The 23,728-nt window shown below is 73.9% G+C and carries 23 protein-coding genes and 1 pseudogene; 11 read left to right on the plus strand and 13 right to left on the minus strand.

Features of this window, described 5'->3' with window-relative positions; translation table 11 throughout:
- Positions 1 to 46: 46 nt before the first annotated feature.
- The gene (locus tag GCE86_RS20500) at positions 47 to 1,699 is read right to left on the minus strand and encodes an alpha-amylase family protein (protein WP_154228457.1); all 1,653 of its coding nucleotides are present in this window, start codon (positions 1,697 to 1,699) and stop codon (positions 47 to 49) included.
- A gap of 72 nt (positions 1,700 to 1,771) precedes the next feature.
- Here GCE86_RS20500 and GCE86_RS20505 point away from each other — a divergent pair, with 72 nt between their 5' ends.
- The gene (locus GCE86_RS20505) at positions 1,772 to 2,371 is read left to right on the plus strand and encodes a DUF1349 domain-containing protein (protein WP_154228458.1); all 600 of its coding nucleotides are present in this window, start codon (positions 1,772 to 1,774) and stop codon (positions 2,369 to 2,371) included.
- Positions 2,372 to 2,465: 94 nt separating this feature from the next.
- Positions 2,466 to 3,128, plus strand: coding sequence for a DedA family protein (locus GCE86_RS20510; protein ID WP_154228459.1), 663 nt, complete (start codon positions 2,466 to 2,468; stop codon positions 3,126 to 3,128).
- Positions 3,129 to 3,141: 13 nt separating this feature from the next.
- Here the strand turns inward: GCE86_RS20510 and GCE86_RS20515 are convergent, their stop codons facing one another.
- The 4 genes from GCE86_RS20515 to GCE86_RS20530 form a co-directional block, all read right to left on the minus strand.
- Entirely contained in the window at positions 3,142 to 4,707 is a 1,566-nt protein-coding gene (locus tag GCE86_RS20515) for a cellulose binding domain-containing protein (RefSeq protein ID WP_154228460.1), read from the minus strand.
- Positions 4,708 to 4,841: 134 nt separating this feature from the next.
- Positions 4,842 to 6,269, minus strand: a complete 1,428-nt coding sequence (locus GCE86_RS20520; protein ID WP_154228461.1) for a carbohydrate-binding protein — start codon at positions 6,267 to 6,269, stop codon at positions 4,842 to 4,844.
- 78 nt (positions 6,270 to 6,347) lie between these two features.
- Entirely contained in the window at positions 6,348 to 7,091 is a 744-nt protein-coding gene (locus GCE86_RS20525; RefSeq protein WP_154228462.1) for a YidC/Oxa1 family membrane protein insertase, read from the minus strand.
- A 117-nt stretch (positions 7,092 to 7,208) separates the two neighbouring features.
- Positions 7,209 to 7,478 carry a DUF6412 domain-containing protein gene (locus tag GCE86_RS20530; protein ID WP_154230603.1) on the minus strand — a complete coding sequence of 90 codons (270 nt, stop codon included), beginning with the start codon at positions 7,476 to 7,478 and terminating at the stop codon, positions 7,209 to 7,211.
- A gap of 161 nt (positions 7,479 to 7,639) precedes the next feature.
- Between GCE86_RS20530 and GCE86_RS20535 the strand changes: the two genes are divergently transcribed.
- The 3 genes from GCE86_RS20535 to GCE86_RS20545 all read left to right on the plus strand — a co-directional run bounded on the left by GCE86_RS20535 (position 7,640) and on the right by GCE86_RS20545 (position 11,710).
- Entirely contained in the window at positions 7,640 to 8,788 is a 1,149-nt protein-coding gene (locus GCE86_RS20535; protein ID WP_154228463.1) for a carboxylate-amine ligase, read from the plus strand.
- A 39-nt stretch (positions 8,789 to 8,827) separates the two neighbouring features.
- Positions 8,828 to 10,207 carry an FAD-dependent oxidoreductase gene (locus GCE86_RS20540; RefSeq protein WP_154228464.1) on the plus strand — a complete coding sequence of 460 codons (1,380 nt, stop codon included), beginning with the start codon at positions 8,828 to 8,830 and terminating at the stop codon, positions 10,205 to 10,207.
- Between the two features lie 81 nt (positions 10,208 to 10,288).
- Positions 10,289 to 11,710, plus strand: a complete 1,422-nt coding sequence (locus GCE86_RS20545) for a WGR domain-containing protein (protein ID WP_154228465.1) — start codon at positions 10,289 to 10,291, stop codon at positions 11,708 to 11,710.
- Between the two features lie 43 nt (positions 11,711 to 11,753).
- On the opposite strand, the gene GCE86_RS20550 is transcribed toward GCE86_RS20545, so the two are convergent.
- Together GCE86_RS20550 and GCE86_RS20555 are read right to left on the minus strand one after the other, a co-directional pair.
- Entirely contained in the window at positions 11,754 to 13,004 is a 1,251-nt protein-coding gene (locus tag GCE86_RS20550) for a hypothetical protein (protein WP_154228466.1), read from the minus strand.
- A gap of 2 nt (positions 13,005 to 13,006) precedes the next feature.
- Positions 13,007 to 13,522 carry a SigE family RNA polymerase sigma factor gene (locus GCE86_RS20555; RefSeq protein ID WP_154228467.1) on the minus strand — a complete coding sequence of 172 codons (516 nt, stop codon included), beginning with the start codon at positions 13,520 to 13,522 and terminating at the stop codon, positions 13,007 to 13,009.
- A gap of 88 nt (positions 13,523 to 13,610) precedes the next feature.
- Between GCE86_RS20555 and GCE86_RS20560 the strand changes: the two genes are divergently transcribed.
- Complete coding sequence (locus tag GCE86_RS20560) at positions 13,611 to 14,483, plus strand: aminoglycoside phosphotransferase family protein (RefSeq protein WP_154228468.1); 873 nt, start codon at positions 13,611 to 13,613, stop codon at positions 14,481 to 14,483.
- 69 nt (positions 14,484 to 14,552) lie between these two features.
- Here the strand turns inward: GCE86_RS20560 and GCE86_RS20565 are convergent, their stop codons facing one another.
- Positions 14,553 to 15,146 (minus strand): NADPH-dependent FMN reductase, encoded by a 594-nt coding sequence (locus GCE86_RS20565; protein WP_154228469.1) that lies wholly within the window; start codon positions 15,144 to 15,146, stop codon positions 14,553 to 14,555.
- A gap of 114 nt (positions 15,147 to 15,260) precedes the next feature.
- Here GCE86_RS20565 and GCE86_RS20570 point away from each other — a divergent pair, with 114 nt between their 5' ends.
- Positions 15,261 to 16,100 (plus strand): helix-turn-helix domain-containing protein, encoded by an 840-nt coding sequence (locus GCE86_RS20570; protein WP_154228470.1) that lies wholly within the window; start codon positions 15,261 to 15,263, stop codon positions 16,098 to 16,100.
- 30 nt (positions 16,101 to 16,130) lie between these two features.
- Here GCE86_RS20570 and GCE86_RS20575 read toward each other — a convergent pair whose 3' ends face one another.
- Entirely contained in the window at positions 16,131 to 16,718 is a 588-nt protein-coding gene (locus tag GCE86_RS20575) for an Fpg/Nei family DNA glycosylase (RefSeq protein WP_420846471.1), read from the minus strand.
- Positions 16,717 to 16,953, minus strand: a pseudogene (locus GCE86_RS32615) (DNA-formamidopyrimidine glycosylase family protein); the annotation flags it as partial. The gene GCE86_RS20575 and the pseudogene GCE86_RS32615, both read right to left, overlap by 2 nt.
- A 138-nt stretch (positions 16,954 to 17,091) precedes the next feature.
- Here GCE86_RS32615 and GCE86_RS20580 point away from each other — a divergent pair.
- On the plus strand, positions 17,092 to 17,805 hold the full coding sequence (locus GCE86_RS20580; protein ID WP_154228471.1) for a DUF4190 domain-containing protein: 714 nt from the start codon (positions 17,092 to 17,094) through the stop codon (positions 17,803 to 17,805).
- A 118-nt stretch (positions 17,806 to 17,923) separates the two neighbouring features.
- Here GCE86_RS20580 and GCE86_RS20585 read toward each other — a convergent pair whose 3' ends face one another.
- Positions 17,924 to 18,286 carry a winged helix-turn-helix transcriptional regulator gene (locus tag GCE86_RS20585; RefSeq protein ID WP_154228472.1) on the minus strand — a complete coding sequence of 121 codons (363 nt, stop codon included), beginning with the start codon at positions 18,284 to 18,286 and terminating at the stop codon, positions 17,924 to 17,926.
- 105 nt (positions 18,287 to 18,391) lie between these two features.
- Between GCE86_RS20585 and GCE86_RS20590 the strand changes: the two genes are divergently transcribed.
- The 3 genes from GCE86_RS20590 to rocD all read left to right on the plus strand — a co-directional run bounded on the left by GCE86_RS20590 (position 18,392) and on the right by rocD (position 21,235).
- Positions 18,392 to 19,030, plus strand: a complete 639-nt coding sequence (locus tag GCE86_RS20590) for an NAD(P)-dependent oxidoreductase (RefSeq protein WP_154228473.1) — start codon at positions 18,392 to 18,394, stop codon at positions 19,028 to 19,030.
- A gap of 175 nt (positions 19,031 to 19,205) precedes the next feature.
- On the plus strand, positions 19,206 to 20,021 hold the full coding sequence (ddaH, locus tag GCE86_RS20595; protein WP_204342463.1) for a dimethylargininase: 816 nt from the start codon (positions 19,206 to 19,208) through the stop codon (positions 20,019 to 20,021).
- A complete protein-coding gene (gene rocD / locus GCE86_RS20600; RefSeq protein WP_208818136.1) occupies positions 20,021 to 21,235 on the plus strand; it encodes an ornithine--oxo-acid transaminase in 1,215 nt (404 codons plus the stop codon). The genes ddaH and rocD overlap by 1 nt, the downstream gene beginning before the upstream one ends.
- A 61-nt stretch (positions 21,236 to 21,296) precedes the next feature.
- Here rocD and GCE86_RS20605 read toward each other — a convergent pair whose 3' ends face one another.
- Both GCE86_RS20605 and GCE86_RS20610 read right to left on the minus strand, forming a co-directional pair.
- Positions 21,297 to 22,445 carry an FHA domain-containing protein gene (locus GCE86_RS20605; RefSeq protein ID WP_154228475.1) on the minus strand — a complete coding sequence of 383 codons (1,149 nt, stop codon included), beginning with the start codon at positions 22,443 to 22,445 and terminating at the stop codon, positions 21,297 to 21,299.
- 158 nt (positions 22,446 to 22,603) lie between these two features.
- On the minus strand, positions 22,604 to 23,656 hold the full coding sequence (locus GCE86_RS20610; protein WP_154228476.1) for a fatty acid desaturase family protein: 1,053 nt from the start codon (positions 23,654 to 23,656) through the stop codon (positions 22,604 to 22,606).
- Positions 23,657 to 23,728: the final 72 nt, after the last annotated feature.

Genomic DNA, 23,728 nt, shown 5'->3' on the forward strand with positions numbered 1-23,728 from the left:
CCGGTAACTTGGGCTCGATCGAAGGAGCTTAACGCCGGGGCCGCCGTCAGAGGCCGCTGCCCCGGCAGATGCGGATCCACCGGTAGCCGTAGCCGGCGAGCTTCAGCCGGTCCAGCTTGCCGACCTCCTCGTAGTTGCGGTCGGTGAGCACGTCGATCGGCTGGTCGGCCTCGGGGGCGAGGACGCTCAGGTCGACCTCGGCGTCCTCGGTGCCGAGGTTGTGCAGGAAGACCATCGTCCCGGTCGGCCCGTCGGCCCGGTGCGCCAGCACGCCGGGCGGCATCGGCACGTCGATGTGGCTGGTGCTCCCCGAGCCGATCTCCGGGGCCTCCCGGAGGGTACGGATCATGCGCTCGAACCAGCCCAGCAGCGACCTCGGGTCCTTGCGCTGGGCGGTCACGTTGACCTTCTGGTAGCCGTACTCGCCCTTGTCGATCACCGGGCGGACCAGCTTCTCCGGGTCGGCCGTGGAGAAGCCGCCGTTCTCCTTGTACGACCACTGCATCGGGGTGCGGATCGCCTCCCGGCCGGGCAGCGACAGGTCCTCGCCCATCCCGATCTCCTCGCCGTAGCGCAGCACCGGAGTGCCGCGCAGCGAGAACTGGAGCGCGTACGCCAGCTCGATCCGGCGGCGGTCGTTGCCGAGCATCGAGGCGAGCCGCCGGCGGATGCCCCGGCCGTAGAGGCGCATGTCGTCGTCCGGCCCGAACTGCTCGTACACCTGGTTGCGCTGTTCGGCGGTGAGCCGGGACAGGTCGATCTCGTCGTGGTTGCGCAGGAAGGTGGCCCACTGCCCGCCCTCGGGCAGGGCCGGGGTGTCGCGCAGCGCCTCGATCACCGGCTCCGGGTCCTGCCGCGCCAGGGCCAGCATCAGCCGCCCGTTCATCATGAAGTCGAAGAGCATGTGGATCCGGTTGGCGGAGCCGCCGCTGTCACCGAAGTAGACGGGCAACTGGTCGGGCTCGACGTTCGCCTCGGCCAGCAGGACCGCGTCGCCCCGCCGCCACTGCACGTGCTGGCGCAGCTCGGTGAGGAAGTCCAGGTCCTTGGGCGAGTTGGGGTTGCCCGCCTCGGTCAGCTCGATGATGAACGGCACCGCGTCCATCCGGAAACCGGATACGCCGAGCTGGAGCCAGAACGACATGATCTTCTTGATCTCGGCGCGGACCTCCGGGTTGGCGACGTTGAGGTCCGGCTGGAACTTGTAGAAGCGGTGGTAGTACCAGGCCTTCGCGGTGCGGTCGTAGCTCCAGGTCTCGTTCTGCTCGCCGGGGAAGACCATGCCCTGGTGCCGGTCCGGCGGCGCCTCATCGCTCCACACGTACCAGTTGCGGTAGGGCGAGTCGGGTGAGGACCGGGCGGACTGGAACCAGGGGTGCTCGTCCGAGGTGTGGTTGACCACCAGGTCGATGATCACCCGGATGCCCCGGTTCCGCGCCTGGTGCAGCAGCTCCGCGAAGTCGCCGAGGCTGCCCAGCTTCGGGCTCACGTTGTAGAAGTCGGTGGCGTCGTAGCCGTCGTCCCGGTTCGGCGAGGGATGGACGGGGTGCAGCCAGAGGCAGGTCACCCCGAGCCGGGCCAGGTAGTCGAGCCGGCCGATGAGGCCGCGGAAGTCACCCACCCCGTCGCCGTCGGAGTCGGCGAACGTGTCCACGTCGAGGCAGTAGACCACCGCCTCCTGATACCACCTGTCACCCATGCCCCGATTACTTCTCCGGTTGCCGACGGCGGCAAACCCCCGCCCGGCCCGGCCGGCCGGTACGGTGCCGGGATGAGCGCCGACACCGAAGCCCTCGACTGGTCCGCCGGCACCTGGCTCAACCCGCCGGAGCGGACCGAACCGGCCGGCGACGCGCTGCTGGTCGAGCCGCGTGGCGGCAGCGACTTCTGGCGGCGGACCAGCTACGGCTTCGTGCACGACGACGGGTCCGCGCTGCTCGCCCCGTTTCCGGTGGACAGTGCCGTGGAGGTCAGCTTCCGGCTCGACTACGCGGCCCAGTTCGACCAGGCCGGCGTGCTGGTCCGGGTGGACGAGCGGCGGTGGACCAAGGCCGGTGTGGAGGTCAGCGACGGGGAGCCGCAGGTCGGCGCGGTGGTCACCGACGAGCGGTCCGACTGGTCGGTGGCCCCGGTGCCGGAGTGGTCGGGGCGGGACGTGACGGTCCGGGTGAGCCGGGCCGGTGACGCGCTGACCGTCCGCGCGCGGGTGGACGCCGAGCCGTGGCGGCTCGTCCGGGTGGCCCCGCTGGACCCGGAGGCGGAGGCGGCGGCCGGGCCGTACTGCTGCTCGCCCAGCCGGGGCGGTCTGGTGGTCCGCTTCACCGGCTGGCGGCGCGGGCCGGCCGACGGCGCGCTGCACCCGGAGGGCTGACCCGGCGGGCCGTGGGGCCGATCACCGGCAGGTGTGACCGGCCCCGGTCGGGGTACCACTCCCGGATCCCCCGGCACCGTGCGGAAGGACGCCCATGGCACTCGCCCAGAACGTCGACCCGAACCAGTTCACCGGGCTGACCGGCTGGGTGGCGAGCGTGATCGACTCGTTCGGCGCGGTCGGGGTGGCCCTGCTGGTCGCCCTGGAGAGCATCATCCCGCCGATCCCGAGCGAGGTCGTGCTGGCCATGGCGGGCTACCTCGCCGCCGAGGGCCGGTTCAACCTGGTGCTGATCGTGCTGGCCGCGACGGCCGGCTCGCTGCTCGGCGCGCTGGTGCTCTACTGGCTCGGCGCCGCGCTCGGCGAGGAGCGGCTGAAGCGCTGGCTGGACCACATACCGCTGGTGGACCGGGAGGACCTGGAAAAGGCCGACCGCTGGTTCGAGCGGCACGGCCGGTGGGCCGTGCTCATCGGCCGGGTGGTGCCGGTGGTGCGCAGCCTGGTCTCCGTGCCGGCCGGCGCGAACCGCATGCCGCTGGGCGAGTTCATCCTGCTCACCACGCTGGGCAGCGGCGTGTGGAACGCGCTGATCGTCGGGGCCGGTTTCGCCCTCGGCTCGCGCTGGGAACGGGTCAACCAGTACAGCGACTGGTTCAACTACGCGATCTTCGCGGTCTTCGCCGTGATGATCGTCAGCTGGGTCGTCAAGAAGGTGCGCCGGCGGCGCGCCCGGCGGTCGGTGACCGCCGGGCGCTGACCGCGGTGCGGGCTCAGAATCCCGCGGTGATGCTGGTGAACTCCCAGGTGTTCTGGGCGATGCCGGAGCAGTTCGAGACCACCCCGCCGCCCGGGCAGGGCCGGTCCCGGTTGACCGACCAGAAGGTGAACCGGGCGAGGCCCCGGGCCTTGGCCCAGTCCCGGATCTGGGTCCAGGTGGCCGGCGAGGTCAGCTCCTGCTGGTCCGAGAGACCGTTCATGCCGGAGAGACCCATGTGGGCGTAGGCGGTGGCGTCGGACCAGCCGAAGGCCGTCTTCAGCGCGTTCTTGAGGCCCTCGGCGGCGTTGACGGTGCTCTGGTACATGTTGGCGCCGCCGCCGAAGTCGAACGGCATGATGGTGAAGACGTCGATGTTGGCGCCCCTCGCGGCGGCCTGGTTGATCAGCCGGGTGCCGTAGTAGTTCGGCCCGGTGGTCGAGGTGCCGAAGGTGACGATCGTCTTGATCCCCGGGTTGTTCTGCTTGACGATCTTCAAGGCGTCCAGGATCCGGTCCTGCACGACCTCGTTCTCGAACTCGTCGGTGTTCTCGATGTCGATGTCGATCGCCTTGAGGTTGTAGGCGTTGATGACCTGCTGGTAGGCGCCGGCCAGCGCGCTGGCCGAGGAGCAGTTCGGGCCGAGCTTGTTTCCCTGCCAGCCGCCGAACGACGGGATGACGTCGCCGCCGGCCGCCTTGATCGCGGCGATGGTGCTGGCGTGCGTGCCGCCGGTGAGCGGCCCGCTGCCGTCCCACGCCGGGGTGCAGCCGCCGCCGGAGAGCACGAACGCGATGGTGAACCACTTGATGCCGGTCGCGCCCATCACCGTGGACGGCGCCGGCGGGTCGCCCCAGCCCGGGTACAGGTAGGGCGCGGCGGCCATGACCCCGCCACCGCCGCCGGTGCAGCCGGTGGTGGTGGCCGACACCGCCGCCGACTTCGCCGACTCCCCGCTGGCGTTGTACGCGGCCACCGTGTAGCTGTGCCCGGTGCAGGCGCCCAGCCCGGAGACCGTGGCCGAGGTGCCGGTGACGGTGGCCTTCACGGTGGCGCCCTCGTAGACGCGGTAGCCGGTGACCGTGCCGGAGACGGCGTTCCAGGCCAGCGAGACCGAGGTGTTGGTGGTGCCGGTGACCCGGAGGCCGCCCGGGGTGGCCGGGGCGCCCGGGTTGCCACCGCCCCCGCCGGTGCACGAGCCGCCGTTGACCGTGCAGTTGGTCGGGTTGCCGGTGCCGTTCACGTTGAAGCCGAAGGTGGTGCTGGCGCCCGGGGCGAGGGTGCCGTTCCAGGACTGGTTCACCGCGGTCACGTGCTGGCCGGAGGTGGTCAGCCGGGCGTCCCAGAACGAGCCGAGGGTGCTGCCGGCGGGCAGGTCGAACTGGACGTTCCACGAGGAGATGCTGGCCGAGGTGTTGTTGGTGACGGTGAACTTGCCCTCGTACCCGGTGTCCCAGGTGGTGGTGCGGACGAAGGCGGCGGTGGCGGCGGAGGCCGGCGGCGCGGCCAGCACGGTGCCCGCGACCAGGGCGGCGGCGAGCGCGGTGGCGAACGTCGCCACGCGGGTGGAGCGGAGTCTCACGGCGTCCTCCAGGGACCGTTGTGGTGGAGGGTGGGCATTTACAACCGTCGACGTGCGCTCATTATTAAGACTGTTAACTGTTTCTGTCCAGAGGCAGACCGGGGGTCCCTCGCGGGGACCCCCGGCCCGGCCGCTCAGCGGCGGAAGGTGAACCAGTTGACGTTGACGAAGTCGGCCGGCTGGCCGCTGCTGAAGGTCAGGTAGACGGTGTGCCGGCCGGTGACCGCGGAGACGTTGCCCGGCACCGAGCGCCAGCTCTGCCAGCCGCCCGTGTTGGCCACCGCGAAGCTGCCGATCGGCGGGTTGGTCGGGCTGTCCACCCGGACCTCGACCAGCCCGCTCACCCCGCCCGGCGCGCCGGAGGCGACCCGGGCCACGAAGTCCCGCGGCGGCGTGGCGCCGAACTCCACGTTGTCGTAGCGGGCCCAGTCGCCGTTCGCCAGCCAGCCGATGTCCTGACCGCCCTCACTGCACGACTCCACCTGCACCCCGTTCTGGCCGTTGAACGCCTCGGCCTGGATGGTCGAGTAGGCGTCCACCACCCCGCCCGGCGGCGGCGTGGTCGGGGTCGGCGACGGGGTGCCGCCGCCACCACCCCGGGTGTACGCGGCCACGTAGTCGACCAGCATCGGCCGGCCGGAGACGGTCGACGCCGTGGGCGTGGCGGAGCCGGCCACCCCGTCCGGGAAGCCGCCACCCATGGCCACGTTCAGCAGCATGAAGTAGCCGCTGTGGCTGGTCATCTGACCCCAGTACGGCTCGCCGACCTGGTTCTGGCTCACGGTGTGGAAGAGCTGGCCGTCGACGTACCAGCGCAGCTGCTGCGGGCTGATCGAGGCGTCCCACTCGAAGCGGTAGGTGTGGAACGCCGACTGGCAGGTGCTGCCCGGGCAGGCGCGCGAGGCGCCGATGCCGTTGAACTCGTTGCACGGCCCGCCCGGCGCGACGCCGCAGTGCAGCACGCCCCAGACCGAGTTGATCCCGTTGACGTTCTCCATGATGTCGAACTCGCCGATGCCGGGCCAGTTCTGGTAGTTGCCCCGGTAGGGCGAGCCGAGCGCCCAGAAGGCCGGCCAGTAGCCGGCGGCCTGGGCGCCGGTCACGTTCGGCATCTGGATCCGCCCCTCCAGGGCGAGCACTCCCCCGGCGGGCGGCTTGAAGTTGGCGCGGACCGTTTCGATCCGGGCCGAGGTCCACCGCCCGGCGGCGTCCTTGAGCGGGGTGATCCGCAGGTTGCCGGCCCCGTCGTGGGCGAGGTTGGCGGTGCTGTTGGTGTAGGTCTGGATCTCGCCGGTGCCCCAGTTGCCCGGGCCGCCCGGGTAGCTGGTGCCGGTGTCGATGATCCAGTTGGCGGAGGAGGGCAGGGTGCCGGCCGCGCCGGTGAAGTCGTCGCTCCAGACCAGGCTCCAGCCGGAGGGCGGCGGGGGCACGGCGGCGTGGGCGGTCATCGTGACGGTGGCGAGGGCGGTGGTGGTGGCGAGCACGGCGGCCGCCAGGGAGAGCCGCCGGCGGGACCGGCGCACGGCGGAGGGGGCGGCCGTGGCCGCCGGGACAGGGTTCATCGGGGTGCCTCTCTGCGGGGACGGGCAGGAGAGAGCGCTCTCTTGAGTGCGATTTCTACGCGCCCGTCCCCGCACTTGTCAACGTGCGTCGATGCCTCCCGGCTGCGGCCGGCGCAGCACCGCCTGCTCGAGCGCGGTCCACGCCGTCGTGGTGACCAGGTAGAGCACCGCCGCGAGCGGCACCACGAGCGCCACCAGCACCGTGGTGAAGGGCAGCAGCGGCACCAGCCACCCCAGCACCGCGGCGCCCGGCCCCTCGGTGGGCGCGCCGGCGACCGTGCCGGTGGCCGCGGCCGCCCGGCGCGCCCGCCGGGCGGACCACCAGGCCAGCACGAGCAGCACCGCCAGCAGCACCCCGAAGACCGCCACCACCGGACCGGTGAGGCCGTCACCCAGATGCCACCCCAGGGGTACGCCGGCGAGCTTCTCGTCCAGCAGGTGCGAGTGCCCGTCGCCGGTGGCGAAGAGGCGGTACATGACCAGGAAGAACGGCGCCTGCAACAACGCCGGCAGGCAGCCCGCGACCGGGCTGGCCCCGGCCCGGCGGTAGAGCGCGAACAACTCGCTCTGCAGTCGGCCGGGATCGTCGGCGTACCGGCGCTGGAGGTCGCGGACCTCGGGGGCGAGCGCCGCGCGGCGCCGCTCCCCGCGGACCTGGGCCAGGGTGAGCGGCGAGATGAGCAGCCGGACCCCGACGGTGAACAGGACGATCGCGGCGGCCGTCGCGGCGCCGCCGGTCAGCGGGGCGAGCGTGTCGGCGAGCCAGGTGACGACGGTGGCGGCGGCGGAGGTCGCGGCGTGCAGTGGCGCGAAGGCGAGCATGGGGAAACCCCTCGGTCCGATTCCGGATGCCCCGACGGGACGACGCGTCCCGTGGGACGGATGACGACGGAACCGGCCGCGGCGGCGGCGCGCCGGAGAGGACCCGACGCGGGGCGGCTACGCGGCCGAGGGGCGCAGCCCGGGCGCACGGGGACGCGGCCGCCCCGGGGCGTCCGGGTCGACCTGCCGGGGCACCCGGCGGTGCCGGGCCCGGGCCCGCAGGGCCACGGCGCGCGGTCCGCCGCGCGGCGCGGGCAGCGCCCGCACCCGCAGCGCGAGCAGCGTGGCGAGCAGCAGCGCGGCGGCCACCGCCGCGCCCGCGAGCAGGCCGGCCGGGCGGTCCGCGAGCAGGGCGAGGGCGTACGCCCACGTCCCGGTCAACAGCATCCCTGCCACACGACCACCCTAGAACCCGTTGTCACGCCCAAGGACCCGATCGCGGCGAGTAGCGGGCGACACGCCGTCCGGAGCGTTTCCCCGCGTCGACACGGTGGGTAACAGGCCCTCGACCGGGCGGCACGGTGCCGCGGGCCGGTACGGAGCGGACGGTGGTCGCGATGAGCGGGTCAGTGGCGGAGCGGGAACGGGGCGCCGCACCGGGCGGCACGGACCTGCTGACGGTCGGCGTGGAGGAGGAGTTCCTGCTCGTCGACCCGCACACCGGTGCCGCCGTGCCCGCGGTCGACCTGGTCATGGAGCAGGTGCCGGCCGAGCTGCGCGGCCAGGTGGAACGGGAGTTCCAGACCAGCCAGATCGAGATCGGCAGCCCGCCCGGGCTGGAGCTCTCCTCGATCCGGCACTCACTGGGCATGCTCCGCGCCGAGTTGGCCGCCGCCGCCGAGCGGGCCGGCGTCCGGCTGCTGGCCATCGGCACCGGGCCGGTGGACGGGCCGGTGCCGCCGGTGGTGGACAAGCCCCGCTTCGACCGGATGATCGAGCGGTTCCGGCTGCTGGTGCCGGGGCCGGGCAACAACGGCATGCATGTGCACGTCGGCGTCCCGGACGCGGAGACCGGGGTGCAGGTGCTCAACCACGTCCGTCCCTGGCTGCCGATCCTGCACGCGGTCACCGCCAACTCCCCGTTCGCCAGGGGCGAGGACACCGGCTACGCGAGCTGGCGCTCGGTCGAGTGGGAGCGCTGGCCCTCGGTGGCGCCCACCCCCTGGCTGGAGTCGCACGAGCACTACGAGCGGCTGATCCGCCAGCTCATCGCCAGCGGCGTGATGCTCGACGAGGGGATGCTCTACTGGTACGCCCGGCTCTCCGCCAAGTACCCGACCGTGGAGATCCGGATCGGTGACGTGTGCCCGACCGTGGACGACGCGGTCCTGGTCGCCGCCCTGGTCCGGGCCCTCGTGGCCACCGCCAGGACCGAGCTCGCCGAGGGTCGGCCGGCCATCAACACCGACCACCACCTGCTCGTCGCCGCGCACTGGCGGGCGGCCCACGACGGGCTGGAGGGCGACGGCGTCGACCTGACCGACGGCGAGCTCCGGCCGGCCTGGGAACTGCTGGACCGGCTGGTCGAGCGGGTCCGCCCGGAACTGGAGCGGCACGGCGACCTCGACCGGGTGAACGACCTGCTGGGCGGGCTGCGCCGGCACGGCAGCGGCGCGGCGCGGCAGCGGGCGGTGTTCGGGCGTACCGGCAAGCTGGTCGACGTGGTCGCGGACGTGGCCCGGCAGACCCGGGGCTGAGCGCGCCCGCGGGCCGGGCACGCGTGACAGGATGGCGTCGTGGCGGAGCGCATGGTCGTCGTCGGCGGGGACGCCGCCGGGATGTCGGCGGCGTCCCAGGCCCGGCGCCTCCGCGGCCGCGACGACCTGGAGATCGTCGCCTTCGAGCGCGGCCACTTCACCTCCTACTCGGCCTGCGGCATCCCCTACTGGGTCAGCGGGCTGGTCCCGGGGCGGGACCAGCTCGTCGCCCGCGACCCGGCCACCTTCCGGGACCGGTTCGACATCGAGGTCCGGCTGCGGCACGAGGTCACCGGCATCGACCTCGACCGCCGGGAGGTGGTCGCCCGGGACCTGGAGGGCGGCGGCGAGGTCCGCGCCGGCTTCGACACCCTGGTGTACGCCACCGGCGCGACCCCGATCCAGCCCGGCTGGGCGCGCGGCGGGGTGGCCGGGGTGTTCGGCATGCAGACCCTCGACGACGGCACCGCCCTGCTGGACTGGCTGGACCGCGAGCCGAAGCCCCGCCGCGCCTTGGTGATCGGCGGCGGCTACATCGGGGTCGAGATGGCCGAGGCGCTGCTGCACCACGGGCTCTCGGTCGACCTGGTCGAGCAGGCCGACCAGCCGATGTCCACGGTGGACCCGGACATGGGCGAGCTGGTGGCCGAGGCGATGCGCGGCACCGGCATCGGCATCCGCACCGGCCGGACGGTCACCGGCCTCGACGAGCGGGACGGCCGGATCGCCGCGGTGGTCACCGACGAGGGGCCGATCCCCGCCGACGTCGTGGTGCTGGGTCTGGGCGTACGCCCGAACACGGCGCTCGGCGAAGCCGCCGGCCTGCCCGTCGGCCCGTCCGGGGCGATCCGCGTCGACCGGCGGATGCGGGTGCCCGGCACGCCCGGCGTCTACGCCGCCGGCGACTGCGTGGAGAGCCTGCACCGGGTCAGCGGCATGCCCATGCACATCCCGCTCGGCACCCACGCCAACAAGCAGGGCCGGGTCGCCGGGATCAACATCGGCGGCGGCTACGCGACCTTCCCCGGCGTGATCGGCACGGCGGTGACCAAGGTCTGCGAGCTGGAGGTCGGGCGGACGGGCCTGCGCGAGCGGGACGCCCACGCGGCCGGCTTCGAGTTCGTCACCGTGCTCGCCGAGTCGACCAACCGGGCCGGCTACTACCCGGGCGCCCGGCCCATGACGGTCAAGTTGATCGCCGAGCGGCCCAGTGGCCGCCTGCTGGGCGCGCAGATCGTCGGCTGGTCCGAGGCGGCCAAACGGATCGACGCGCTGGCCGTGGCGCTGTGGAACAACATGACGGTGGACGAGATGACCGCGCTCGACCTGGGCTACGCACCGCCGTACGCGCCGGTCTGGGACCCGGTGCTCATCGCCGCCCGCAAGGCCGTCGAAGCCCTCGCCCACTCCGGTCGGTAGTCGAGCGCCCGATCCTGTCGGGGGGCCGGTTTACCTTGTGCGGGCTGTTGCCGGGTCCGGCACTTCCCCTCGGAGGCTTTCATGTCGCAGGAGACGACCTACCTCGAACTGTCCGAAGTGGACGGAGGAGCGCACAAGTTCTACGAGGTCGTGGTCGACGGCACCACGATGAGCGTGCGCTACGGCCGGATCGGCGACCAGGGCCAGGTGAAGTGCAGCAGCTTCCCGGACAACGCCCGCGCCCGGGCCGCCGCCGCCAAGAAGATCGGCGAGAAGGTCCGCAAGGGATACGCGCCGGCCGTCCCCGGCGTACGCCAGAAGCGGGCGGTCTCCCGTCGGCAGATCGTCAGCACCCGCTCCACCGCCCGCACCGCCCCGGTCCTCTGGCGCTACGCCTCCGGCGCGCCCGCGTTCGGCATCTTCATCGACGGGCAGAGCTGCATGGTGGGCAACGAGCACGGGGTGATCACCACGCTCGACCACGACGCCCGGGTGCTCAACCAGGTCCGGCTCCCCGACGGGGTCAAGTGCATCGTCGCCGACGACGCGTGGATCTACGCGGGCTGCGACGACGGCAACGTCTACGACCTGTCCGGCAAGGTGCCCCGGGTGGCCTACGCGATCGCCCCCGACATCGACATCTACTGGCTGGACATCCACGACGGCGTGCTGGGCGTCTCCGACCGCGAGGGCGGCATCGCCGCGATCGACCACGAGGACGAGTTCCTCTGGCGCCGGCCGGGCCGGGGCCGCTCCGCGTGGATGGTGCGCTGCGACACCGACGCCCTCTACCACGGCCACTCGCAGGGCGTCACCGGCTACGACTGGCGCACGGGGCGGGAGCTGTGGCACACCCGCACCGGGGCGGTCCTCTTCGGCTGGCAGGAGCGCGACGCCGTGTTCGCGGGCACGGGCACCCGCGAGGTGGTGCGGCTGCGCAAGGACGGGCGGGCCGAGCGCACCTACCGGTGCGACTCCGCGGTCTTCTCCTGCGCCACGGCCGAGGGCGGCCGGTACGTCTTCGCCGGCGACAGCGCCTCCTCGATCTACTGCTTCGACGAGGCCGGCAACCGGCTGTGGAAGCTCGGCACCGGCTGCGGCTCGGCCTACTCCATGCAGTACCACGACGAGCGGCTCTACGTGGTGACCACCGGCGGCTACCTGGCCTGCATCGACGCCAGCGAGCCGGCGATCCGCGCGGCCGAGGCGGGCAGCGTGCCCGAGGTGGTCGACGTGAAGGCACCGGCCCGGCTGCCCGAGCCGGCCGCCTGGACCAGCGTCGAGGTGACCACCGACGACCGGGCCGGCGTGGTGGTGCAGTGCGTGGAGCAGGGCGGCCGGCTGCGCATCCGCGTGCTCTCGGACGGCTTCCGGCGCGACTGGCCGGTGCAGTTCCCGAAGGGCATCCGGGAGCCCGGGGCGCGTTACCTGGTCACCGAGGTCCGCGAGGCCGGCCGGGGCGGCTTCTACCGGGCGTACGGCGACATCCGCCGGCTGCGCTGAGCGGCTCCGGTCCGGGGGCGGTGCGGGACCGCCCCCGGACCGGTCACCGGCAGGTCCAGCGCACCGGCCGGACGTCCTGGTCGTCGCGCTCGAGCTTCCCGCCGAGCACCCGGGCGTCGTCGCTGAAACTGTTCACGCTCCCCTGCCGACCGCCGCGCCAGCCGTCCGGCACGGGCAGTTTCACCGACCTCGTATCGGTGATCACGCCGGGGACGTCATCGCCGACCCAGCCGGCCAGCCAGCCCTGACCGTTGCCGATCCCGGCCCAGAGGACGCCCTTGAGCACCTCCGCCTGCCCGGTCCGCAGGTCGATCCGCACCGGATAGCTGGGAATGCCGTTCCGGGGAACCACCTTGGTGTCCCGTTCGGCGGTGCCGGTCACCCAGCCGCCCGCCAACGACAGGGGCAGGAACCGGTCCGCCTTCCCGCCGGGCACCCGCGGCAACGGCAGCACCTCCGGCCGGACGGCGCCCGGACGCCACACCACCGCGCGCGGGGGCTTGTCCGGGTGCCCGTCGGACATCACGGCCAGGATGGTGCCGTCCTCGTCGATGTCGATGGCCGCGCCCTCCCACTGCGGGCCGGGCAGTGGCAGATCGACCGGCTGGCTCCGGTACGAGTCCCAGACCACCGGCCGTTGGTTCCAGGGTTTCCCGGGAACCAGATTGCGGTAGCCGACGATCCGGCCGGCGTCGTTGACGGCCGTCGCGCCACCGGACGTCACGACGGGCAGGCCGATGACCTCACCGTCGCGCACCGCCCACGCCCGCCGCTCGTTGGGGGACGCCGACGACGAACCCACCGCCAGGCCTGCCCGGTTCACATCCTTCAACTCCTGCATCGAGCCCGGCAGCTCGACCTCCCGGACCCCGTCCCCCTTCCAGATCAGCAGACCGAAATCCATGCGACCCTGCCCCTGCGGTGCCCGACGGCCGACCAGCCACCGGCCGTCCGGGTCACCGCCGGTGACCGCGGCCCGTGGATCGCCCGGCACGGGCAGCAGCCCGGCCTCGCACACCCCCTGCCACGGGCCGGTCGGTCGCGGTTCCGGCACCGACGGGCTGGGGCTCGAAGCCGGCGCGGGGGCCGCCCGTCCGTCCCCGCCCAGCGCCGCCGGCAGCGCGGCCACCGCCAGCACGCCCAGCGCGGCCAGTCCGGCCGCCGCCACCCGGCGGTTACGTCGGCGGCGGCGCGCCTCCCGCATCGCCCTCGGCAGGTCGATCCGGGGCGGGCCGGCCGGCTCGTCGTCCAGCCACCGCAGCCGGTCGGCGACCTGTTCGTCATCGGTCCTCATGCTCACCGCTCCTCTCCGGTCCGACCGGCCAGCTCGCGGTCCCCGAGCAGCCGCCGCATCGCCGCCAGGCCGTGCGAGGTCTGGCTCTTCACCGTGCCCGCCGAGCAGCCCAGCGTCCGGGCCACCTCCTCCACCGGCAGGTCGTGCAGGAAACGCAGCACCAGCACCGCGCGTTGCCGGGGCGGCACCTTCGCCAGGGCGTCGCGCAGCACGGTCCGCTCCTCCACGCCCCGGTCCACCGTGGACCGCACGTCGGGCGGCCCGCCGAACAGGTGCACCCGCCACCAGCCCCGCCGCCGGGTGTCCAGGAAGTGCCGCACCAGCACCGTGCGGACGTACGCGTCGAGCTGCTCGACCTCGCCGATCCGGGTCCAGCGCAGGTAGAGCCGGGTGACCGTCTCCTGCACCAGGTCGTCGGCCTCGTCGGCGTCACCGCACAGTCCGTACGCGAGCCGGCGCAGCGCCGGCAGGCGCGCGGTGACGTACTCGACGTATTCCTGGTCCGATGCGTCCGGCATCCGGCCACCTCCCTGGGGTTCCCTGTTCCAGACGGCAGCGCGCCGGAAACGGTTGTACGCGAGCGCCGGCGGAAACCAGGATGGTCGGATGCGTGTGGAGATCCCCGAGAGGCTGCGCTGGACCGAGCGGCTTCCGGCCGGCCAGGCCTGGCTCGCCACCCTGCCGGACCGGCTGGCCGAGTGCGTCGTCCGCTGGGACCTGCGGATCGGCCCACCCTTCGCGTACGCGTTCGCCTCGCTGGCCGTGCCGGCGGACCTGCCCGACGGCACCCGGGCGGTGCTGAAGCTCCAGTACCCGGACGACGACAGTGTCCACGAGGCCACCGCGCTGGCGCACTGGGCCGGCCGGGGCGCCATCCGGCTGCTGGCCCACGACGCCGAGCGCCGCGCGCTGCTGGTCGAGCGCTGCGTCCCCGGCACCCCGCTGCACGGGCTGCCCCCGGACGCGGCGCTCGACGTGGCGGTCGGTCTGCTGCCCCGGCTCGGGGTGCCGGCCGGCCCGCCGTTCACCCCGCTCGCCGAGGAGGCCGCCGGCTGGGCCGAGCGGATGCCGGCCAAGTGGGAGCGGCTGAACCGGCCGTTCGAGCGGCGGCTGCTGGACACGGCGCTCGGGCTGCTCGCCGATCTGGTGCCCAGCCAGGGCGAGCAGGTGCTGGTCAACCAGGATCTGCACGCCGGCAACGTGCTGGCGGCCACCCGCGAGCCGTGGCTGGTTATCGACCCGAAGCCCCTGGTCGGCGAGCGGGAGTTCGCGGCCGTGCCGCTGGTGCGCGGCCCCGAGCTGGGCCACTCCCCGGCCGCGGTTCGGCACCGGCTCGACCGGCTCAGCGCCGGGCTGGGCCTGGACCGGGAGCGGGTGCGCGGCTGGGCGGTCGTGCACACGCTCGCCTGGAGCATGGGCGAGGACGAGGTCTTCCCGCACCAGGTCGAGACGGTCCGCTGGCTGCTCGACCGGGCGTGACCGGTCTGTCGTCTGCTCGTCCCGTGGCGTGACCGGTCCGGGGACCGGTCACGCCACGGGACGCGGCGGTCAGGCGGGGTACGGGACCGCCTCGCGGGCCGTCCGCAGGGCCCCGGCCCACCAGGCGAGCTGGTCCAGCAGGGTCTTGGCGTACCCGGACGCCGCCGCGTCGAGCGGCTGGCCGTCCTGCCAGCCCAGGTAGTAGTTCGGGAAGGCCAGCCCGTCGCGGATGGTCACGGCGTGCAGCTCGGTGAGCACGTTCTCCAGGTGCAGGACGGCGTGCCGGCCGCCCGCCGCGCCGCCGTAGCTCACGAACGCGACCGGCTTGGCCGTCCACTGGGTGAAGTGCCAGTCGATGGCCGCCTTCAGCGCGGCCGGGTAGCTGTGGTTGTACTCCGGGGTGACCAGGATGAACGCGTCCGCGTCCCCCAGCGCGGCGGTCAGCGGCGCCATGGCCTCCGGCCGCGGGTACGCGTCGCCCGCGAACTTCGGTGACTCCACCGGCAACGCGAGCGGGATCTCGACCCCGGCCAGGTCGACGACGTCGACGTCGAACCCGCCGTGCTCGCGCGCCCGCTCGGCGACCCAGGACGCGACGACCGGCCCGAACCGGCCCTCGCGGACACTTCCGATGACGATGACCAACTTGTGCTTCTCGTTCATGGGCTCCACGGTCCGCCGCCGCGGCGGCGGCAACCAGACCGGGCGAAGGCTGGCCCCCGCAGGGCCACGCTACGCCGGCCGGGGCAGCCGGAATCCCGCCTAGACTCTCCACCCATGGGTACGCCACTGGGCGACTTCGTCCGTGCCAAGCGCGACACCATCCAGCCGGAGTCCTTCGGCCTGCCCGACCGGGGCCGGCGCCGCTCCCCCGGCCTGACCCGGGCGGAGGTGGCCACCCGGTCGGGGATCAGCGTGGAGTACCTGACCCGCATCGAGCAGGGCCGGGACCGCAACCCCTCGCACGCGGTGTTGCACGCGCTCGCGGACGGTCTGAGCCTGGATGCCGGGGAGCGGCACCACCTGCGCTACCTCGCCAAGATCACCGGCGGGGGCTGCCCGGGGCACCGGCCGCCGGCGCCGCCCAACCGCGAGGTTCGGCCCACCGTGCGGGAGACCCTCCGGCTGCTCGAGCCCGGGGTCGCGTTCGTGACCAACCGGCTGGGCGACGTGCTCGCCCACACGGAAGGATTCGCGCTGGTCATGGGCGCGACCGGGCTGCTGGACGCCGAGCGGCCGAACCTGACCCGCTACGTCTTCACCGACCCCCGCGCCAGGAGCGTCTTCCCGGACTGGGACCAGGTGGCCGACGAGCAGGCCTTCGACCTGTGGCTCGGGCCCTCCGCGGAAAGCTCCGAGTGGTTCAGGGTCCAGCTCGCCCCCGTCGCCGGGCCGGAGTTCACCCGGCGGCTCCAACGGCACCTGCCGCCGCCCCAGGTCCCGCTCCGGCTCGACCATCCCGCCGTAGGCGAGCTGCGCTGGCACCGGGAGAAGCTGGAGCTGGCGAGCACCGACGCCCAGGAGCTGGTCGTCCTCCTGCCCGGCGACGAGGCGACCGCGCAGGCCGTCGAGGGGCTCCGGCACCGCCGGCACGGCACCCTTCGCGCCGTCGGCTGACCGGCCGCTCGGGGGCCCATCCGCCGCTGGTCAGCGGGCCTGGCAGGTGGCGCACCAGTAGAGGTTGCGGCCGGCGAGCGCGCCGCGGCTGACCTCGGTGCCGCAGACGTGGCAGGGCGCGCCGGGGCGGCGGTAGACGTAGACCTCGCCGCCGTGCCGGTCGACCCGGGGCGCCCGCCCCATCGCCTCCGGCAGGTGCACGTCGCGCACGGTGTCGATCCGGCCCCGCTCGACGCCGACGGTCATGAGCGCGACCAGGTCGGCCCAGAGCTCCGCCCAGCCGGCCGGGGTCAGCTCCCGCCCCGGCAGCAGCGGGGGCAGCCCGGCCCGGAACAGCGCCTCGACCACGAAGATCAGGCCGGTGCCGGCCACCACCGACTGGTCCAGCAGCAGCGCGGCAAGCGGGGTGGCGCTGCGCCGGATCCGCGCGTACGCCCGCTCGGGGTCGGCGTCGGCGCGCAACGGGTCGGGGCCGAGCCGGTCGCGCAGCGCGGCCACCTCGGGTGGGGTGAGCAGCTCGCAGGCGGTCGGCCCGCGCAGGTCCAGCCAGTGCCGGTCGGAGGTGAGTCGCAGCGGTGAGTCGCAGCCGGATCTGCCCGACCGGGGGCGGCGGCTCACCCGGCCCGTCGGTGACCTTGCCGTAGAGCCCGAGGTGGACGTGCAGGGTCAGCTCGCCGGCGTAGTGGTGCAGGAGGTGCTTGCCGTACGCCTCGGTGCCGGAGAGGACGGTGCCGCTGAGCCGGGCCGCGCCCTCGGCGAAGCGGCCCTGCGGGCTGACGGCGTGCACCTTGTCGCCGGCGAACAGCTCGGCGTGGCGGGCCGCCAGGCGGTGGATGGTGTGTCCCTCTGGCACGTCGGCAACGGTAGCCCTCCGGTCCGGACGTCGCCGGTCAGGAGCGGCACGGCGTCGACGGGTGTCGACGCGTCCGCCACGGGGTACCTCACGAGCAGCAACGCGCGGTTTCCGCGCCGGAGTTCAGGAGGTGTCGAAGTGAAGATTCTGTCCCGCCGGAACGGCCCGGCGCGAACTGACGACGTGAACAACGACGGGGTGGTCGACGAGCGCGACCGGGTCGCCGACCGGGAGGACGGCCGGCCCGTCGTCACCGACCGGGACGCGGAGCGGACCACGTACCGCAGCGCGGCCACGGCGACGGACGGCGAGCGCGCCACCGACTCGGAGCGGCACGCGGCGGACCGGGCCGCGGCGGCCCGCGCGGCCACCGGCCGCCGGCCGGACCTGGACGCGCGGCCCGTGGGGCCGGTGACCGACCCGGAGCCGGCCACGGAGCGCACGGTCGACCTCAACCGCGACGGCCGGCCGGACCGGCCGGTGGACCGGGACCCGGCGACGGAGCGGGTGGAGCCGGTCGTCACGAAGCGGCCCCGGGCCAGCCTGCTCGCCACCCTCGGCCTGATCGTCTCGGTGGTCGGCGCGCTCTTCGTGCTCTCCGGCACCCTGGCCGGTTACGGCATCGGCCTGGGCGCCGTCGGCGCCGTGCTCGCGGTGCTCGGCCTGGCCGCCACCCGGCGCCGGCACGTGGCCGGCAAGACCGACGCGCTGATCGGCATCGCCGTCGGCCTCGCCGCCGTGGTGCTCGGCATCGTGGCGATGACGGGCCAGTTCGACTGGCCGACCACCGACGGCGAGTGGGTCGGCCGGTTCCGCGAGTGGCTCGACTCACAGTTTGCGGGTCTCTTCTGACGGGCACTGTCCCGGTCGCCGGCGCAGCGCCGGCACGCCCGATCAGCTCTGGTGGTTCACCAGCCGGGCACACCTCTTTCGGGGGCGGCGATTCGCCGCCCCCGAAGTGCGTCCGGGGTCAGTCGGCGGCCGTGCCCACGCCCTCGCGGGCGTCGAGCAACTCCTCCCAGTGCTCCCGGGCCCAGGCGCAGGCGACCTCCATGGGGCCGAGCAGGCTGCGTCCCAGTGGGGTGAGGGCGTACTCGACCCGCCCGGCGAGGACGGTCCGCCGGACCAGCCCGTCGGCTTCGAGCCGGCGCAGCGACCGGGTCAGCACCTTGGCGGTGACGCCGCGCAGCGGCACCCGCAGCTCGGAGAAGCGGCGGGGGCCGTCCTCCAGGCAGCGGACCACCATGCCGGCCCACTTGTCCCCGAACCGGATCGGCGACAGGTCCGAGGGGCAGAGCTCGTCGAACATCTCCGGGTCCAGCGGCGCGGCCATCCGCCCACCGTAGTCGGTATCCGGGTGGAAACCGGGCCGCCGGATAGCGTCCGCGCGGACGGCCGGCGACCCCCGCCGGCCCGGACGACGAGGAGAGGTACGTCGATGGGCAGGATCATCGTCTTCGGGGCCGGCGGCCGGGCCGGCCGGGCAACGGTGGAGGCGGCGCGCCACCGGGGCCACGAGGTGACCGCCGTGGTCCGCGACCCGGCCCGCCACCCGGACCTGACGGCCGACACCGGGGTACGGGTGACCGCAGGCGACGTCTCCGACGCCGACCGGGTCGCCGGCCTGATGGCCGGACACGACGCGGCGGTGCACGCCGCCGTCGACCTGGCCGCGCCGCCGGGCGTCTTCTTCCCGGCGGCGGCCCGGGCCACGCTCACCGGGTCGCGTCGGGCCGGAGTCGGCCGGCTGGTGGTGGTCGGGCTGGCCTCGGTGCTCACGACGGCGGACGGCGTGCCGCTCATGGACACGCCGGACTACCCGCAGGAGTACCGGGCCTTCTACCTGGGCCACGCGGCCGGAACCGAGGTGCTGCGCCGGGAGGGGGCGGACGTCGACTGGCTGGTGCTCAGCCCGGCGGGTGACTTCGACCACGGCGGGACGCCCGCGGGCCGGTACCGCTTCGCCCCGGCCCGGGCCGCGAGTCGGATCACGTACGCCGACCTGGCGCTGGCCCTGCTCGACGAGATCGAGCGGCCGGGGCGCCGGCGGGTGCACCTGGGGGTCGAGCGCGGCTGAGTGCGTGAACGCAACGATCCGCCGGGAGAGCTGGACCAGACGCAACGATACGTCGCTGCACGCAACTTCTCGCGGTGGATGTCGCCGGCCCGCGCCGCATACCGTTGGACCACGGCGCCAGCCCGTGGGCCGACGGTGGCCGGGCGCGCCCGACCCCTGGGAGCACGACATGACGATGGACGCGACCCGCCAGCGCTTCCTGATGTGCCGGCCGACGTACTTCGCCGTCGACTACGCGATCAACCCGTGGATGGACCCCACCGCCCCGGTCGACGCCGACCTGGCGATCCGGCAGTGGGAGCAGCTCCGCCAGACGTACGTCGACCTGGGCCACGAGGTCGAGCTGATCGACCCGGTCGCCGGCCTGCCGGACATGGTCTTCGCGGCCAACGGCGGCACGGTGATCGACGGCAAGGCCATGGCGGTGCAGTTCCGCGACCCGCAGCGCGCCGACGAGGCGCCCGCCTACCGGGCCTGGTTCGAGGCCGCCGGCTTCGAGATGTACGACCCGAAGCACGTCAACGAGGGTGAGGGCGACGTCCTGCTGGTCGGCGACCACCTGCTCGCCGGCACCGGCTTCCGCACCGCGCACGCCTCGCACGCGCAGCTCCAGGAGGTCTTCGGCTACCCGGTGATCACCATGCAGCTCGTGGACGCGCGCTTCTACCACCTGGACACCGCGCTCACCGTGCTCGACGAGCGGACCGTGGCGTACCTGCCGGAGGCGTTCTCCCCGGGCAGCCGGGCGGTGCTGCGCCGGCTCTTCCCGGACGCGATCCACGCCACCATGGCCGACGCCGAGGTGCTGGGGCTGAACGCGGTCAGCGACGGTCAGCACGTGGTGCTGCCGGCGCAGGCCACCGACCTGGCCGCGAAGCTGCGCGACCGGGGTTACGAGACCATCGGTATCGACCTGTCCGAGCTGCGCAAGGCCGGCGGCGGACCGAAGTGCTGCACGTTGCGACTCCGTCAGGGAAAGGCAGTCAAGTGATCATCGACGACATGCTGCGGACGCCCTCCGCGGTACGGGACGCGGAGCGGCACACGGCGCACAACTACCACCCGCTGCCCGTGGTGATCTCGTCGGCCGAGGGCGCCTGGCTGACCGACGTGGACGGCCGACGCTATCTGGACTGCCTGGCCGGCTACTCGGCCCTGAACTTCGGCCACCGGCACCCGAAGCTGATCGAGGCCGCGCACGCGCAGCTCGACCGGCTCACGCTGACCAGCCGCGCGTTCATCCACGACCAGTTCGCGGACTTCTGCCGTGAGCTGGCCGCGCTGTGCGGCAAGGACCTCGTGCTGCCCATGAACACCGGCGCCGAGGCGGTGGAGACCGGCATCAAGGTCGCCCGCAAGTGGGGCTACCAGGTCAAGGGCGTGACCCCGGGCCAGGCCAACATCGTGGTCGCCGAGGGCAACTTCCACGGCCGGACCACCACCATCGTCAGCTTCTCGACCGACGAGGACGCCCGCGCCGACTTCGGGCCGTACACGCCGGGCTTCACCGTGGTCCCCTACGGCGACCTGGCCGCGCTGACCGCCGCGATCGACGAGAACACGGTGGCCGTGCTGCTGGAGCCGATCCAGGGCGAGCAGGGCGTCGTGGTGCCGCCGGAGGGCTACCTGCCCGGCGTCCGCGAGGTCTGCACCGAGCGGAACGTGCTCTTCATCGCCGACGAGATCCAGTCGGGCCTGGGCCGCACCGGCGCCACCTTCGCCTGCGAGCAGGAGGGCGTCGTCCCGGACATGTACCTGCTGGGCAAGGCGCTCGGCGGCGGCATCGTGCCGGTCTCGGCGGTGGCCGCGAACGCCGACGTGCTCGGGGTGCTCAAGCCGGGCCAGCACGGCTCGACCTTCGGCGGCAACCCGCTGGCCTGCGCGGTCGCCACCGAGGTGGTCCGGCTGCTGGCCACGGGCGAGTTCCAGCGCCGCTCGGCCGAGCTGGGCGAGCGGCTGCACGCCGGTCTGCGCGGTCTGGTCGGCAAGGGCCTGGTCGCCGTCCGGGGCCGGGGCCTCTGGGCCGGGCTGGACATCGACCCGGCGCTGATGACCGGCCGGGAGGCCTGCGAGCGGCTGATGGAGCGGGGCGTCCTGGCCAAGGACACCCACGGCTCGACCATCCGGCTCGCCCCGCCGCTGGTGATCACCGAGGAGGAGATCGACCACGCCGTGGCGCAGCTCGCCGCCGTGCTGGCCGGCTGATCTCCGTACGCGAGAGAAGGGCGCCGGGACCACGACGGTCCCGGCGCCCTTTCGCGTCGCGTCAGGGGCGCGGCAGCCGCATGGCCATGGTCGGCGCCTCGGCCATCACCGAGGTCGGGCTGAACTTCGCGTCGCTGCTCACCTCGTCGGCGCGGCCGATCTGCACGCCGGGATAGAGCTCGATGAGGTCGCCCTCGCCCAGCACCCGGGACTGCTGCGGAGCCAGCGGGACCCGGTCCGGCTCGGCCATCGAGCCGCCCGGGCGCACGCCCGAGCCGTTGGTGCTGGTGTCCGTCACGATCACCTCGCCCACCCGCAGCTCGAAACGGACGTGGGTGCGGCTGATCCAGCGCCGCGCCTCGTCGTTGAGCCACTGCCCGAGCACGATCCCGCCGGTGCCCTCGGGCGCCCGCCCGACCGGCACCGGCTGGTTCTCGGTGAGCGCGAACCGCTGCCGGACCATCCCGCCGATGCGCACCGCCAGCACGGCCGTACGCGGCCGCGGGCCGGCGTCGCCCAGCCGGGCGCCGTGCCGGGGGCAGGTCGGCACGCCGTTGCGCAGCGTGGGTGGCGGCTGCCCGGCCGGGGCGCGGTCGACCCGGGCCAGGTCGGCGAAGGCGCCGCCGCCTCCACCGCCGCCGAACAGCGCGCAGCCCGGCTCGGGGCAGCGCCACTGCCGGGCCAGCAGCTTCGCGCCGACCGGTGAGCGGCTGCCGGTGACCGGGGTGTGCCCGCCGCCGACGTGCGCGATGAAGACCGGGCCGCCGGCGCCCGGCACCGGGGCGAGCACCCGGCCGGCCTGGCCGAGCCAGGGCCAGCGCCCGCCCAGCCCGTCGAACCGGGCCCGGCTGAGCACCGGCAGGCCGAGCAGGTCGGCCACCTCGAGCATCCGGTCACCGGGATGGTCGAGCACCTCGACCAGGCCGTCGTCGGCCCAGCGCCGGACCACCATCCGCTCGTTGGAGGTCAGGTCCGCGTCGGAGAGCAGCGCCCGGTGCACGATCGCGTAGACCGGGACGCTGTCCTCCTCGATCTGCCGGGAGAGCGCGTCGATCACCATGCCGAGCCGCAGCAGGCTGGCCGGCCGACCGCCGTCCAGGTCCTGCCAGCGGATCACCTCGGCCAGGTCGACCACGGCCCGGGCCAGCGAAGGATCGGTGCAGACCCGACCCTCGATGGCGTCCAGCACCTTGCTGATCTCGAATCTCATGCCGCGCTCCGGACGGTGTCGTCGCTCCGCCGGGTCGGGGCCGGCCGCCCCGCCTCGGCCCGCACCGCCGTCGCGGTGAGCAGGTCTGCCATGCGACGACCCTACCGGCAGCGCCGACCGGCGCCGCGCGACGCACGCCGGGAATCGACGCTCGCCACTCAGCCCCGCCGCAACGGGCGCCCCACCTCGTGCAGGTGCGCGAGCCCCTGCCGGTACGACTCGACCAGCCCCGTCTCCACGTACGGGATGCCCTGCTCGGCGCAGTAGGCGCGGACGATCGGCCGGGCCCGTCGCAGGTTGGCCCGGGGCATGTTCGGGAAGAGGTGGTGCTCGATCTGGTAGTTGAGCGCACCGAGCGCCACGTCGACGAACCGCCCGCCGCGAACGTTGCGCGAGGTGAGCACCTGCTTGCGCAGGAAGTCGAGGTCGTCCTCGGCCGTGGGCATCGGCATGCCCTTGTGGTTCGGGGCGAACGCGCAGCCCATGTAGAGCCCCCACAGCCCCTGGTGCACGGCCGCGAAGAGCAGCGCCCGGCCGGGCGACATCACCGCGAACAGCAGGCCGAGGTAGCCGGCGGCGTGCGCCACGAGCAGCAGCCCCTCCACGACGCGGTGCCGGACCGGGGTGCGCCACCGGCCGTCCGGCTCCCGGCCGACCAGCGCCCGCACGCTGGCCACGTGCAGCGCCAGGCCCTCCAGCAGCAGCAGCGGGAAGAACAGCCAGGCCTGCCGTCGCGCCATCCACCGGCTCAGGCCCCGGGTCGCCGTCGCCTGCTCGTACGTCCAGACCAGCGCGCCCGCCCCGACGTCCGGATCCTCGTCGGCGTGGTTGGGGTTGGCGTGGTGCCGGTTGTGCTTGTCGACCCACCAGCCGTAGCTCAGCCCGACCGCCAGGTTCCCGGCGACCAGGCCGGCGACCTCGCTCGGGCCGCGCCGGCGGAACATCTGCCGGTGGCCCGCGTCGTGGCCGAGGAACGCCACCTGGGTGGTGGCCACGGCCATGAGCGCCGCCATGGGCAACTGCCACCAGGAGTCGCCGACCGCCACCACACCGGCCCAGCCGGCCACGAAGGCGCCCAGGGTCAGCACGATCCGGGCCGCGTACCGGCCGGGCCGGCGGTCGAACAGGCCCGCGGCGGCGACCCGGCGGGACAGCCGGGCGTAGTCGCTGCCCCGCCGTGCCGCCGGTGCCGTCAACGTCGATGAGGTCATCCGCTCCCCCGCTCCTCGGTTGGGGCGCCACGCCGACGGCGCAACGCTGCGTAACCAATTCTGCGGAGATCG

Origin of the sequence: Micromonospora terminaliae (assembly GCF_009671205.1) — a bacterium.
GTDB classification, from domain to species: Bacteria; Actinomycetota; Actinomycetes; order Mycobacteriales; family Micromonosporaceae; genus Micromonospora; species Micromonospora terminaliae.

Coding starts and splice junctions, on each gene's coding strand:
- GCE86_RS20520 (WP_154228461.1), bottom strand. CDS start 6,269: ATGAACCCTGTCCCGGCGGCCACGGCCGCCCCCTCCGCCGTGCGCCGG.
- GCE86_RS20555 (WP_154228467.1), bottom strand. CDS start 13,522: ATGCCGGACGCATCGGACCAGGAATACGTCGAGTACGTCACCGCGCGC.
- GCE86_RS20605 (WP_154228475.1), bottom strand. CDS start 22,445: ATGAGATTCGAGATCAGCAAGGTGCTGGACGCCATCGAGGGTCGGGTC.
- GCE86_RS20500 (WP_154228457.1), bottom strand. CDS start 1,699: ATGGGTGACAGGTGGTATCAGGAGGCGGTGGTCTACTGCCTCGACGTG.
- GCE86_RS20545 (WP_154228465.1), top strand. CDS start 10,289: ATGTCGCAGGAGACGACCTACCTCGAACTGTCCGAAGTGGACGGAGGA.
- GCE86_RS20510 (WP_154228459.1), top strand. CDS start 2,466: ATGGCACTCGCCCAGAACGTCGACCCGAACCAGTTCACCGGGCTGACC.
- GCE86_RS20525 (WP_154228462.1), bottom strand. CDS start 7,091: ATGCTCGCCTTCGCGCCACTGCACGCCGCGACCTCCGCCGCCGCCACC.
- ddaH (WP_204342463.1), top strand. CDS start 19,206: ATGGACGCGACCCGCCAGCGCTTCCTGATGTGCCGGCCGACGTACTTC.
- GCE86_RS20530 (WP_154230603.1), bottom strand. CDS start 7,478: ATGCTGTTGACCGGGACGTGGGCGTACGCCCTCGCCCTGCTCGCGGAC.
- GCE86_RS20570 (WP_154228470.1), top strand. CDS start 15,261: ATGGGTACGCCACTGGGCGACTTCGTCCGTGCCAAGCGCGACACCATC.
- GCE86_RS20560 (WP_154228468.1), top strand. CDS start 13,611: ATGCGTGTGGAGATCCCCGAGAGGCTGCGCTGGACCGAGCGGCTTCCG.
- GCE86_RS20590 (WP_154228473.1), top strand. CDS start 18,392: ATGGGCAGGATCATCGTCTTCGGGGCCGGCGGCCGGGCCGGCCGGGCA.
- GCE86_RS20505 (WP_154228458.1), top strand. CDS start 1,772: ATGAGCGCCGACACCGAAGCCCTCGACTGGTCCGCCGGCACCTGGCTC.
- GCE86_RS20610 (WP_154228476.1), bottom strand. CDS start 23,656: ATGACCTCATCGACGTTGACGGCACCGGCGGCACGGCGGGGCAGCGAC.
- GCE86_RS20585 (WP_154228472.1), bottom strand. CDS start 18,286: ATGGCCGCGCCGCTGGACCCGGAGATGTTCGACGAGCTCTGCCCCTCG.
- GCE86_RS20565 (WP_154228469.1), bottom strand. CDS start 15,146: ATGAACGAGAAGCACAAGTTGGTCATCGTCATCGGAAGTGTCCGCGAG.
- GCE86_RS20550 (WP_154228466.1), bottom strand. CDS start 13,004: ATGAGGACCGATGACGAACAGGTCGCCGACCGGCTGCGGTGGCTGGAC.